Genomic DNA, 12,546 nt, shown 5'->3' on the forward strand with positions numbered 1-12,546 from the left:
TCACACTCCTAAAATATCTGTATCCGTATAACATTGATAATTATTAAATAAGCTAGTTAAAACCGCATTTAATGTCTTTGGTGGTTTTGGGTTAATAAGCTTAATATTAACATTTGGGTCAAAGGATGTCAGCAACTCATCTATCTCAGATCTATCAACATGCCAATAAGATACTCCACAGAGTATGACATCGTCATTATCTTTTAATGTTTTTGCTATTTTGACGGCTTCTTTTCTAAGTTTTACAGACCATTCATTATAAATTCGCCCCGAATCTCCTGCAGGAGGTATTATTGAATTAGTTAATGTAGGCCTAGTTAAATCTTCATATCTTACACCTAGTTCATTTAAAGAAGGGCCAGATATCTCTTTGTTATAAATATTAATATCACCACTAAATATTCGTTTATCATAAAAACTTATTGATCCATGCGGCTTAATAATCTTTACTGAGCTATTTCGATTTACATCAATCTTTACAATATCAAAAGTGATCTCTAAATACTTCAACATACGTTCAAGCCATATATCATAATTATATGTTACTATGAATATTTTATCATATTCCCCACTTCCACTTTTAAACTTTGCAAAAAATTTTAGCCACTTCCATTTTAAAAAGTCACTGTTATTTATAATTGAACCAAAATCCATAATTTTATCATAATTAATAAATAGGTATTTTAAATAATGAGATAATTCTAAATATGCATTTATGTACACATTCCCAGTAGGCTTAGTGTTTCTATTATAAATATCTTGTCTGCTACTTGGATTTTTAAATATTGCACTTTCAGTGGCATTCGCACATGTAACAATTTCTTCAATTATCTCTAAAGATTCCTCCTTAGAAATATTAGGATGTGCTCCTAAATTCCATAAAAAAGGAGAGTATTTATAAGATAGAAATCCCTTTTCCCCATTTTCAGGCCAAGGAACTCTGGCTCCGTTACTAAAAAGGTTCATTACATCTATATCTTTAATTCCAATTTGAGAAATTAAATCAATAGAAAATCCATTTCCCAGTATCAAGAATAACTTTTTTATTTTTACCACCTCAAAATTACCTATATAGGTACTAAAATAAATAGCTTTAAATAACCTTATCATAAATGAAAAAATTGTGCAATTAATTGTCACAATTTACTCATAATTACATAGTTAGATAACATTTGTTTAATTACAATTATGCTAAATTAAATAATATAATTTTTTTCTCTTTAATAAGTAAAAAAAATAATGTAGAATATTCAAGTGTAAGAATACAAAAGATATATTTAAGGAGTAACTAAATGGGAACCACGATAGAGCTTTTCTCTGGTCCTGGAGGTCTTGGACTTGGATTTCATATGGCAGGATTTAAAACACTTGCTGCTTTTGAATATGAAGACGATTGCATTAATACATATAAGGCAAACTTTCCTGAAACATATGTTGAAAAAAAGGACTTAAAAAGTTTCTCCGAAACTGATATAGAAAGCTTGAAGGAATTTATCAGAAATAATGGTAGTCCTCTAATTGACGTTGTCATGGGTGGCCCTCCTTGTAGGAGTTTTTCAACTTCAAATTCCAAGAGGGAGCATGGTGACCATAGGGACTACTTGTATAAATCCTTGGTTTATGTTGCAAGCCAACTTAATGCCAAATATTTCATTATGGAGAATGTTGAGGATATTTTATCTAAGTCTGTTGAAAAGGGAAACAGTAAAAAAGTTTTCCACCGGTTACTAGAAGACCTACAGATTGCGGGGTTTCATTATATTAACTTTAAAATATTAAAATCTGCGGATTACGGTGTTCCTCAGACAAGGGAAAGGATTATTATCATTGCAACAAAAGATCCTAACCTTCAGATAACTTATCCAAAACCTACACATTATCCAGACAGGGAACCAAAGTGGATATCCGTCAGTGAAGCTTTTGAAGACCTTCCAAAGGTAACATCTCCAAGTGATAATGAGCGTGGTGCAAACCAAGAACTATTGCATCATGTTGGTAAAAATTATGTTTGTTACCAGTATGCTAGTAATCCAAGGAATGATTATACCCGGTATTGTAGGGGATTTGAAAGCTCTTATGGATATCTGCCTTTTCCATGGACTGCTTACGATCCTAATCAGCTTTCACTGTTTATTGTACCAGAACATAAGGAAAGGATTATTGAAAGGTATTCTCTTCTGGAAGAAGATGAGAATCAGGGGGATTTGGTAAAAAGGTTAAAGTCACAGTTATCAGAGGAACAGTTTCAAAATTTGCTTAAAAGGCAGGTAATCCCCAAAAAAATATTTGTTCAAAAAAATAGAAAGTTACCCGCAAATATTCCTGCCCGGACAGTTACCTCCCATGCCCGAGAAGAGTTGGTACATCCTGACTTTAATAGAAATTTAACAGCACGAGAAGTTGCAAGATTACAAGGATTCCCTGACTGGTACAAAATAACCGGAGATAACCAAAAACCTTATAAGGGTGATCCGGATAGAGAGATAGGAGCAGGCCGTGACTATTACCAACAGCTAGGGGATGCAGTTCCACCGTTAATGGCAGCAGCAATAGCTAAAGAAGTAAAGAAAAATATTGAACATTCAGGACACGCCAAGAATGCCGAATTAAGAAAGCTTCTTGTAAAGTATATATATAGTCATAATATTAAAATTCAAGATGTAATGTCTAAGTTTAAAATTAATAATTTTGAACTTTCCGATATTCTGTCCGGAATAGTGGAGATACCTACCGAGGTAATTGACAAGATATCATCAAAAATTTATGAAGACTAAAAAAGCTGCTATAAGCAGCTTTTCTTATTTTACCGTGGACGCCAATTCGCATTGAAGTTACTATTGTTTATATCTGTAACCATTTCTAGAACTTGAAGTGCATGGTTTTTTATAAGTTCCTGGATCCTATCCATACTCCCAAAATATATACTATCGTCATTCGGCTTGTCCTCATCAATCAAATACACTCCATGCCAGTCTTCCTTAGCAGCTTTGTAATACTGGCCTTTTAGAAAATAATCTGGGTCAAGTGCAAGTAATATTGACCATAGGTTATTATCCATAGCTTTCCGACTTGAACTTGTATTTATCTTTACTCTATCCCTTATAGATGTCTTACACTGAATTAATCCGAATAATGTCCATTTCCTAGAAAACTGCGTTAAATATAATAAAAATAAATCAAAATTCTTACTCTTTAATATTTCCCCAATATATGATCTTTGAGAGTCATTACTTATATGCAGCTCTGCTTCTTCTCCATTCTGCCTTGGTTGACTTCCACCCTTGAACAATTTATTCATCATGCTATCATTAACAACAATAATTTCTCCGGAATTGTCACCCAATGTGAGTCCCTGTCTAAAGAAGTTTTCCCATGCTATACCTGATGCACGTTTCCAGCTTTGAGTGGCACTATCAAATATCGACAGTAATTCATCATCTGTCAGCAATTCAAAGGCTTTATCTTCATCTATATTTTTGGCCTGTAAAATGGTTTTTATTGTTTCTCTCTTGTTATCTATATATGAATTTATATGTGCCTTTTGAACCATTCTCCAGACATGCCCCGGATTTTCTCCCGGAAACTTTGAGACCAAGCTGCTAAAAACCTCATGAATTGTATCTGTTCGAAGACTTGCAATTTTTTTATCTGTAACTGTACCACTTATATTGCATGTTTTTTCAGATAAAATTTTAGCATATTCGTTATTAGCATCATCTATTGATATATTTGGCATAAGTTTCTCCTAAATCTCTTATCATGGATTATATAATCTTATACACCAAATTGTACCAAAGTAAGCTAAATTGTGCAATATAATGACACATCGTATAAATTTTTTACTACATGCTACTGCTTTTTTAATAGCGGTATAAGTGTAGCCGTTGCAATTCCAACAAAAACACTTGCTGTAACCTCACTAATAGAAGCCTTACACATGAGTAAATATAAACAGAAAATCAAAATTGGGATTATAATTAAATTGAGGTTATTTTCTAATTTAAAAAATCTCTTAATTTTTAATTTTATCGACTTTTTCTCATCTTTATCCTCTTCAACAATTGGAATAGTATTTAAGTCATTAATGCATTCAGCAAATAAATCAATACTATATTTATGTGGATTGGTAATCTTATTAATATTTTCATAATTGGGTATTAAATTATAAGTAATCTTCAAAAGATTTTTAATTACTATTGAGATTTCTGAAAGATACAGTCCTTTTCTAAGATTTGGTAATACTCTCTTGTTCAAGCTAATATAGAAATCCCTAAGATATTGTTCTTCTACAGAAATATTAAATAAGTTAATCTTCCGGTAGAATTTTAAAGAATCATATATAAGCCAGTTAAAATGCATACCTATTTGATTAAGTTCTTTTATAATTTTTTTACGTTCATCTTCTACTTTGCATTCATTTGAACATACCTCTAACCGATTTCTTAAAAGATATAATATGTAAAATTGCTTATTATATGTATCGAGATTATTGAATGCTCTGTTATAAGTCTTTATATAGGCATGTGCTATAAAGATAAAACTTAAGCAATACAAAAGGTAAAAATAAATTTGTGATATTTTAAATACACTTAAGGCATTTATCATGGAAATAATAAATGGTAAAGGGGTTAACAGAATAAGAATCCACAAATTTTTATTTATATTTACTATTCTTCTCTCAAACTTGTTTTTATGAATTTTTTTGAAAAAAATATTCATTTGCTCAGGTGTAACTTCACAATTTCTATTCTTTTCTTCAATACCATTATTCAAAAAATCACCTCCACAATTATACATTGATAATATCAAATTTGCCCCAAAGGTTCAATAACATAACACATTCAACTAATTTTTGCCTTTTATAATTCTCATACACATGCTATAATAGAACGTATGTTCGACAAATTATTCGAGGTACCATATGATATCAACAGACAAACTAGAATTAATATGTAGAAAATGTCACATTATCAAGGAGTTTGCCCCCTTACCCGAATCAATACTAGGCTACTATTATTGTGACGGGAACTACTATGTTATTTTGATTAACGAGAGTATTAGGGATGATGAGAAGCTTTACCGCTGTGTTCTTGCGGAAGAGATAGGACACTACAGGACCACTATCGGTGATATAACCCCACGTAAATACATGTGCTACAGGGACAGGCTCACAGTGGACAAAATGGAACATTTGGCCTTACGGTGGGCAACCGATTTCATGGTACCTACAGGTATGCTAATTGATTCGCTTAGAGAATGGCTACAGCCGACACTTGATGGTCTGGTGGAATACTTTCAGGTAACTAACGAATTTATGCTGCATAAGCTGGAATTTATGTCAAAGCAGAATTGTCTCTGGGACATAGACGGTAAAAGAAGTTTGTACCTTGCCAACTTTCCGTCAGTACATATTTATGAAAGAATATAACATGGAGGTGTATGTCATGATAGCTGCTATATATGCAAGATATTCAAGCGACAACCAGAGAGAGGAATCTATTGATGCTCAGGTAAGGGCGATTAATGAATATGCCCAGAGAAACGGTTATAGCATAGTCAAAATATATTCGGACGAGGCACGATCCGCCACAACAGACAACAGGCCACAGTTTTTGCAGATGATGAAAGACAGTGCATTAGGTCTGTTCAACGCTGTTATAGTCCACAAGCTGGACAGGTTTAGCCGTGACAGGTACGATTCTGCCTTCTACAAAAGACAGCTTAAAAAGAACGGTGTGAAGCTTATATCTGTTCTGGAAAATCTGGATGACAGCCCGGAGAGTATCATTCTTGAATCGGTACTGGAAGGCATGGCCGAGTACTACAGTGCAAACCTTGCCCGTGAGGTTATGAAAGGCATGAAGGAAACTGCTCTACAGTGCAGGCACAACGGAGGTACTCCGCCCCTTGGTTACGATGTGCTTCCTGACAAAAGCTATTCTATAAATGAATCTGAAGCACGGATTGTGAGAACCATATTTGAAATGTACGCATCCGGCCACAGCTACAGCGAGATAATTGACACCATGAACCGTGAGGGTTACAAGAGCAAGTCCGGGCGATCCTTCGGCAAGAACAGCCTCCACGATATACTGAGAAATGAGAAATATACCGGTACATATATTTTCAACCGTACTGTTAGCAAAGCCGGAGGCAAGCGTAATAACCACAGTTCAAAGTCGGATATAGATATAATCCGGGTGGAAAACGGAATGCCTGCTATTATATCAAAGGAATTATGGAATGAGGTGAGCAAAAAGATGAACGGAAATAAACGTGCCAGGGCCGCCAACTCTGCAAAGGAAAACTACCTTCTGAGTGGTCTGGTTTTTTGCGGTGTATGCGGTGGATCCTTTGCAGGAAACCGTAAATTTTCGGGACGTAATAAAAACCTGTATGTAACATATGAGTGTACCACCAGAAAACGTAAACGTACCTGCTGCATGAAGTCCATTGAAAAGAATTTTATCGAAAATCTGGTTATTGACCAGCTATTAACTGATATTTTTGCTCCCGATGCCATAGAAAGAATTGCAGACAGGATTGCTGAGTATGCGAAAACCAGAACATCTGAGATTTCAAAAAACATTAGGGAATATGAAAATGAATTAGCAGGAATTCAGACACAAATAAGCAATACTGTAAATGCAATTGCCAACGGAATGTTCCACCCTTCCATGAAGCAGAAAATGGACGAATTGGAGGCAAGAAAATCAGCTTTGGTAATCAGGATCGAGGAAGCAAAACGGCAGGCGGAAATAAATTCTCCCTCAAGAGATTTCATCCGCTCCTATCTGGAACAGGATTCCGATATAAAAAACAAAAGCCCGGAAGATCAGAAACGGATCATCCAGACTTATGTCGTTAAAATTATTGTCTACAATGATAGGATTGACACCTATACAATTGTGGACTTTGATGGTGGAGGCGAGGGGAGTCGAACCCCTGTCCGAAACCATATCCTCAAGAACTTCTACGGGTGTAGCCTATGATTTGTGCAAAATCACGTTTCCCTTGCGGGACGATGATCTTGCGCTTCCCTAGGTTGTTCCCCCACAGGCAAGGTATCAACTTCGGTAGCCTTTAAATTCCGACTCGGCTCAAGGCTACTACCGAATCAGTGCTAGCATTTAACCTTCCTATGCAAAAGGGCTGACTTGTCGACGCCAGTGCCCCCAGGTGCAGCAACCTGGGACTGACGGGCTGCCATTAGGCAGCAGCTAAAGCGAAATTATCGTTTTTAGCGTTTAATTTTAAGTTCTCGTTTTTTAAGAGGCCCACGAGAATCCTCTACCCGCTTATCAAGTCTCAACAATCCCGTCGAAACCATTACGCCCCCATGTATAAAATATTATAGAATCAAAAAATATTGACCTATAAATAAATTGTAACAGATTAATCTAACAAATTAAAGGCGAACAAATAAGCTTTTAAACAATATTAAATTATCAATAATCAGACTATTATGATATCATCTGATATGCAGAACTACAACAACTGATTTATGGAAAATTCACATATATTACCTAAGCTGTTCTTTCAACTTTCTGTCAATTTCTCTTTTAGCATCACGGGCTGCAATATCATCTCTTTTGTCATACAATTTCTTACCGCGAGCAACGCCCAGCTCTATTTTAACCATACCGCGTTTTAAGTATGCCTGAACAGGTACCAACGTAAACCCCTTTTGCTGGGTCAACCCTATAAGCCTGTTTATTTCAGACTTGTGTAAAAGAAGCTTTCTGTCACGCAAGGGATCTTTGTTAAAAATATTACCTTGTTCATAAGGGCTTATATGCATTCCGCTGACAATAACTTCACCATCAATAATAGATGCATAGCTTTCCTTTAAATTGAGCTTACCCTGTCTGACAGACTTTACCTCTGTACCGGACAGCACAATGCCTGCCTCTATCGTTTCTTCGATAAAATAATCATGACGAGCTTTTTTATTTTGAGCAACAATCTTAACTGCTTCCTTAACCATTTTCTTACCGCCCACTGCTAATTTTAATTAATACTAAATTTCATCAAGATAAAAATAACCCTTTTGGGAAAGGGCTAAAATTAATTATATCACTACAATAACACAAAGGTCAAGTATACCTATCTCTTCATGTTATTCTGGTATTCTCTTAGTTTGTCCAGCAACTCATATGGAACCTTGAGGCCGCCTCTTCCGCTACCTAGCTCAATTCCGGGTTTAAAATTTCCATGAAAATCACTACCCCCGGTTGCAACCAGTTCATGCTTAATAGCAAGCCTTAAAAAATTGCCCGTATCCTCTTTAGTATTTTCACTATAATGAGCTTCTATACCTCCCAGACCGTACCCTTTAAGTTCTTGCAGCAGTTTATCCATCTCATCATAACTTTTCCTCAAAAAAACGGGATGAGCAATAACCGGTACACCACCGGATTTTCTTATAGCCTTAATCCCATCCACAGGCTCAAGTTCGAATCTCTGAAAATAAGCAAGGCCTTCCTTACATAAATAAATGTCAAAGGCTTCGTCTATGGTTTTGACATATCCTTTAGCCACCAAAACTCTGGCGATATGGGGCCTTCCCGTAATATCACCCATTGCCACATCCTTTATCTCATCCTCTGTAATTTCAATACCCAACTCATTAAGCCTATTTATGATTTTTTTGTTTCTGTCTTCTCTGCCCTTCTTTACAGTCAATAGCTCAGAACGAATATTCAGATAATTATCAGTATCGGGGAACAGGCCCAAAATGTGCATTTCAGGTTTATATCTGACGCTTATTTCTATCCCAGGTATAACTTCAACACCTGACCGCTTTCCTTCCTTGATAGCCTCTTCAATGCCATCCACAGTATCATGATCGGTTAACGCTACTGCTGCAAGCCCTCTATCCTTAGCATGGCGGACAAGTTCTGCCGGACTCATGCTTCCATCTGATGCTGTACTATGCGTATGCAAATCAATAAATTTCTCCATCCAATCATCTCCGTGTTTAAAGTAGTGGGGATATCCCGCGTATTCTTTTCTTAAATCGTAAAAACATTAACTAAACCTTCCAATATTTTTCTTCCATACATATTGCAGGAGGAAAAACACCTTTATAAATATTCTGTAAAATGTTATCCATTTTTTTAAGAGAACTGCACGCCTGCTCCTGTGTTATCAGTCCTTTTTCCAGTGCTTCTGCAAGCTCGTCAGCATCAAGTACTTTCATAGTACCGTCCGGCATCAGCTTGACATCCAGAAGTAAGTCAATCAATGTAAACCTGTCGGTTTCATTATCATACTCAACATCAATTATATCACAGTACCAATACGCAAACCTTTTGTCTGCGTCGTAGAATCGGCTTATCTTAATGCCTTCTTTCAAAAAAGTATATGAAATTCCACCGGAAATATCATTTCTCGGCTTAATTGCCTTCCACCTTGTGATTAATAGCTCCTCATCCCTAAACAAAAGTTCATCGCTGGAAATATCAACAGTCTCAAATGGGATATATCTGGTTCGAAATATGCTTGGCTTATTCATTTTATCTCCTAAAGTCATCAAAATTCTTATGGTTATTATACATTACAAATAGTTATTTTTGAAGTATCTATCTATTATATGCTAAATGTATTTCCCATTTTATCACTTCTCTAGCAGTTAATGCTATAATGTAGTAAATTATTTTATTTTTATGGCAGTTCGGGTCACGGAGGTTTTTAATTATGAAGCATAAGAAGTGCTGCAAAAGCTGTGAGAGAGGTTTATCCCTGCATCTGACAAATGATATACTATGCAAATACCACGGGGTTGTAACGCCGGATTACGTTTGTTTCAGATATAAGGAGAGTACCATTTTAACCGCTTCAAAAGACGTTAGCCTTAAATGTATTCACTGTGAGAATTTTATTGTACATATTGACTCTCCGAATGAAAATGTAGGCCGTTGCAAGCTCTTCTCAGAAAGACATTTTGATGGTACAAACAGAAACCCTTGTTCCAAATTCAGTAAAAAAATACTAATATCATAATGCAGTGTATATTCAAACCCTTAAAATGTCTGTTAAATGTTTATTCAGTTATACCGATATAGTTATTGTAGCTTATACTTACAAATGAAATGTAGTTAGGTGATTATATGAATATTGATATAGATGCAATTTTTAAACAAAAACTGGCAGAGATAGAAAACAGGCTGGCTGGAATTCCCGGAATGAATACAGGAAACTCCGGCAGCTCAGATATTCCTTTTCAGAAGTATCTTGATGACGTAACCCAGCCGGGTTTGGCCAATTCCCTCAACGGACTTGAAGATAACCCTTTGCAGGATACGTCACTGACAAACTTACTTGGTCAGCTTGATAACAGTAGTACGAATAACATTTTAAAAGCTCGTACGGCTCTGGCAAATTCAAAAGCTTATATACCCACTGATATAACTGAACTTATGAATTTAATCAATTCAAGTATTGACAATGCCTCGGCAAAGTATGGAGTAGACAAAGAATTAATTAGAGCAGTCATTAAGCAGGAATCCTCCTTTGACCCTACTGCTATTTCTAACGCAGGAGCAGAAGGCTTAATGCAACTTATGCCCGGTACCGCAGATGGACTTGGCATTAAGGACCCCTTTGATATTGCCCAAAACATTGACGGTGGAACACGTTATTTAAAAAACCAGTTGGAAAGATTCAACGGAAATATAAGTCTTGCCTTGGCTGCTTATAACGCCGGCCCAAACAGTGTGGACAAATACGGTGGAATTCCACCCTATACGGAAACCCAAAATTATGTAAAAAATGTCACAGAATATTTTAATCAGTATAAAATGTCAACAAGCAGGTAAATACCTGCTTGTATTTTATTTCTAGCTATTACATTTCCTGAATTTTAGAACAGACAACCCAATACTTATCCACACTATCCACAAATTTATCCACAAGTCTCAAACACTTATTTCCCAAATGTTCTATCAAGTTTCCACAGAATCTATAAATTATTCACAGTTTTTTATTCACATTTAAGACTCTAAAGGCCAGAACGCCGATGGTTACAAGGTTTAAAGGTGATTCTAAAAATAGTGTAAAAAAATGTAATACGGTTCTATTTACTTATATCACTGTGAAAGGGGGTTATTCTTGTCTTTGGAGACACTTGTGGATAACTTTAATCCCGGAACGGCATTTAAATCCATCCCTGCTCTTTTTCCGTTTATAAACTCGTAGTAAGCAGCACAACCTATCATAGCGGCATTATCAGTACAAAGTATTAAACCCGGATACATTACCTTGATACCTTGCTTTTCTGCTTTTTGCTTCATGTCATTTCGCAGTTGCGTATTTGCAGCAACTCCACCTGCTAAAGCTATTTTGTTTATGTTCTTCATTTTTGCTGCTGCTATTGTATTCCTAACCAGGACATCCACAACTGCCTGCTGAAAGCTTGCTGCTACATCAGGAATATTAATCTTCTCACCGGTTTGTTCCATCCTGTTAAGATAATTCAAAACTGCGGTTTTTAGTCCACTGAAACTAAAATCCAGAGAACCATCCTCAAAGGTTACACGTGGAAATTGAATTGCTTTACTATTACCGTTCAATGCATTCTTATCAATTAAAGGGCCTCCCGGATATCCAAGCCCTATTGCTCTGGAAATCTTATCAAAAGCCTCTCCGGCGGCATCGTCCCTGGTCTGCCCCAGAATTTCAAATTCGCTGTAGCTTTTAACATGGACAATATGACTGTGTCCGCCGGAAGCCACAAGACATATGAAAGGCGGCTCCAACTCCGGCTCCTGCAAGTAGTTTGCCGCAATATGTCCCTCTATGTGATGTACTCCCACAAGTGGTTTGTTGGCAGCAAATGCAATTGCCTTGGCAGCAGTCAATCCCACAAGTAGAGCTCCTACCAAACCTGGGCCATAGGTAACACCTACCGCATCAATTTCCTTTAAGGAAACACCCGCCTCTTCCAGTGCCTGATGTACAACCGGCATAATCAATTCCACATGTTTTCTTGATGCGATTTCCGGAACAACTCCACCATACTTTTTATGCAAATCTATTTGAGATGAAATAACATTTGACATTATATATCTTCCATTTTTTATAACCGAAGCAGCGGTTTCATCACAGCTGCTTTCTATACCAAGTATAAGTGTATCCATCAATTTTCCTCCGATTTTTCATATGCTTTATTTTATCATAGCTTAATGGCCTTCAATAATCAAGGATTGGGAAAAGCCCCAAATCCACCTTTTTCATATAAAAAAATATCTGTATGAATCAGCCCCTTTTCAGGGAAAACAATATATTCATACAGATATTTTTGATTTGTCATTAAAGTAAAGTGCTGCTAGAATGAGTCTTTGTTCGTTGGGTTGTTAAAAATACCGAAAGCCGTTAATGCAGCAAAAATAAGGGTTGTCAATTCCTTAAAACTATCTTCGCTCAAGCCTATAGGTGCTAGAAGGTTAAAGGTTTTCAGTACAAACAATACCAAAGCAACAAAAGCTGCCCATGCAACCGGGCTTCTCAATCTGTTCATAAAATGCCTCCTATAATATACCATTT

Annotated in this window: 12 protein-coding genes, 1 other RNA gene and 1 pseudogene; 5 read left to right on the top strand and 9 right to left on the bottom strand. The window is 36.2% G+C overall.

Annotated features, from left to right (window positions below):
• Entirely contained in the window at positions 1-1,056 is a 1,056-nt protein-coding gene (locus L323_RS40280) for an SIR2 family protein (RefSeq protein WP_242835344.1), read from the bottom strand.
• Positions 1,057-1,292: 236 nt separating this feature from the next.
• Between L323_RS40280 and L323_RS40285 the strand changes: the two genes are divergently transcribed.
• On the top strand, positions 1,293-2,774 hold the full coding sequence (locus tag L323_RS40285) for a DNA cytosine methyltransferase (protein WP_020817368.1): 1,482 nt from the start codon (positions 1,293-1,295) through the stop codon (positions 2,772-2,774).
• Positions 2,775-2,803: 29 nt separating this feature from the next.
• Here L323_RS40285 and L323_RS40290 read toward each other — a convergent pair whose 3' ends face one another.
• Both L323_RS40290 and L323_RS40295 read right to left on the bottom strand, forming a co-directional pair.
• The gene (locus tag L323_RS40290) at positions 2,804-3,736 is read right to left on the bottom strand and encodes a BsaWI family type II restriction enzyme (RefSeq protein ID WP_020817369.1); all 933 of its coding nucleotides are present in this window, start codon (positions 3,734-3,736) and stop codon (positions 2,804-2,806) included.
• 113 nt (positions 3,737-3,849) lie between these two features.
• Positions 3,850-4,773, bottom strand: coding sequence for a hypothetical protein (locus tag L323_RS40295; RefSeq protein WP_020817370.1), 924 nt, complete (start codon positions 4,771-4,773; stop codon positions 3,850-3,852).
• Between the two features lie 148 nt (positions 4,774-4,921).
• Between L323_RS40295 and L323_RS40300 the strand changes: the two genes are divergently transcribed.
• Positions 4,922-5,428, top strand: a complete 507-nt coding sequence (locus L323_RS40300) for an ImmA/IrrE family metallo-endopeptidase (protein ID WP_020817371.1) — start codon at positions 4,922-4,924, stop codon at positions 5,426-5,428.
• 16 nt (positions 5,429-5,444) lie between these two features.
• Positions 5,445-6,482 (top strand): annotated as a pseudogene (locus L323_RS40305) (recombinase family protein); the annotation flags it as partial.
• 437 nt (positions 6,483-6,919) lie between these two features.
• Here L323_RS40305 and ssrA read toward each other — a convergent pair.
• The 4 genes from ssrA to L323_RS40320 all read right to left on the bottom strand — a co-directional run bounded on the left by ssrA (position 6,920) and on the right by L323_RS40320 (position 9,517).
• Positions 6,920-7,339, bottom strand: a transfer-messenger RNA (tmRNA) gene (gene ssrA / locus L323_RS41020).
• 183 nt (positions 7,340-7,522) lie between these two features.
• On the bottom strand, positions 7,523-7,987 hold the full coding sequence (gene smpB, locus L323_RS40310; protein ID WP_020817373.1) for an SsrA-binding protein SmpB: 465 nt from the start codon (positions 7,985-7,987) through the stop codon (positions 7,523-7,525).
• Between the two features lie 119 nt (positions 7,988-8,106).
• Positions 8,107-8,964, bottom strand: a complete 858-nt coding sequence (locus L323_RS40315) for a PHP domain-containing protein (protein ID WP_020817374.1) — start codon at positions 8,962-8,964, stop codon at positions 8,107-8,109.
• A gap of 70 nt (positions 8,965-9,034) precedes the next feature.
• Complete coding sequence (locus tag L323_RS40320) at positions 9,035-9,517, bottom strand: DUF402 domain-containing protein (protein ID WP_020817375.1); 483 nt, start codon at positions 9,515-9,517, stop codon at positions 9,035-9,037.
• A 182-nt stretch (positions 9,518-9,699) separates the two neighbouring features.
• Between L323_RS40320 and L323_RS40325 the strand changes: the two genes are divergently transcribed.
• Positions 9,700-10,005, top strand: coding sequence for a hypothetical protein (locus L323_RS40325; protein WP_020817376.1), 306 nt, complete (start codon positions 9,700-9,702; stop codon positions 10,003-10,005).
• Between the two features lie 107 nt (positions 10,006-10,112).
• Entirely contained in the window at positions 10,113-10,820 is a 708-nt protein-coding gene (locus tag L323_RS41860; protein WP_020817377.1) for a lytic transglycosylase domain-containing protein, read from the top strand.
• A 270-nt stretch (positions 10,821-11,090) separates the two neighbouring features.
• Here the strand turns inward: L323_RS41860 and tsaD are convergent, their stop codons facing one another.
• Entirely contained in the window at positions 11,091-12,140 is a 1,050-nt protein-coding gene (tsaD, locus tag L323_RS40335) for a tRNA (adenosine(37)-N6)-threonylcarbamoyltransferase complex transferase subunit TsaD (RefSeq protein WP_020817378.1), read from the bottom strand.
• 188 nt (positions 12,141-12,328) lie between these two features.
• Positions 12,329-12,520, bottom strand: coding sequence for a holin (locus L323_RS40340; RefSeq protein WP_020817380.1), 192 nt, complete (start codon positions 12,518-12,520; stop codon positions 12,329-12,331).
• Positions 12,521-12,546: the final 26 nt, after the last annotated feature.

Source organism: Ruminiclostridium papyrosolvens C7 (genome assembly GCF_000421965.1).
Lineage (GTDB): Bacteria > Bacillota > Clostridia > Acetivibrionales > DSM-1351 > Ruminiclostridium > Ruminiclostridium papyrosolvens_A.

What these genes read in the sequence shown, in the direction of transcription:
- L323_RS40285 (WP_020817368.1), top strand. Translation starts at nt 1,293, where the DNA reads ATGGGAACCACGATAGAGCTTTTCTCTGGTCCTGGAGGTCTTGGACTT.
- L323_RS40290 (WP_020817369.1), bottom strand. Translation starts at nt 3,736, where the DNA reads ATGCCAAATATATCAATAGATGATGCTAATAACGAATATGCTAAAATT.
- L323_RS40300 (WP_020817371.1), top strand. Translation starts at nt 4,922, where the DNA reads ATGATATCAACAGACAAACTAGAATTAATATGTAGAAAATGTCACATT.
- smpB (WP_020817373.1), bottom strand. Translation starts at nt 7,987, where the DNA reads ATGGTTAAGGAAGCAGTTAAGATTGTTGCTCAAAATAAAAAAGCTCGT.
- L323_RS40315 (WP_020817374.1), bottom strand. Translation starts at nt 8,964, where the DNA reads ATGGAGAAATTTATTGATTTGCATACGCATAGTACAGCATCAGATGGA.
- L323_RS40320 (WP_020817375.1), bottom strand. Translation starts at nt 9,517, where the DNA reads ATGAATAAGCCAAGCATATTTCGAACCAGATATATCCCATTTGAGACT.
- L323_RS40325 (WP_020817376.1), top strand. Translation starts at nt 9,700, where the DNA reads ATGAAGCATAAGAAGTGCTGCAAAAGCTGTGAGAGAGGTTTATCCCTG.
- L323_RS41860 (WP_020817377.1), top strand. Translation starts at nt 10,113, where the DNA reads ATGAATATTGATATAGATGCAATTTTTAAACAAAAACTGGCAGAGATA.
- tsaD (WP_020817378.1), bottom strand. Translation starts at nt 12,140, where the DNA reads ATGGATACACTTATACTTGGTATAGAAAGCAGCTGTGATGAAACCGCT.
- L323_RS40340 (WP_020817380.1), bottom strand. Translation starts at nt 12,520, where the DNA reads ATGAACAGATTGAGAAGCCCGGTTGCATGGGCAGCTTTTGTTGCTTTG.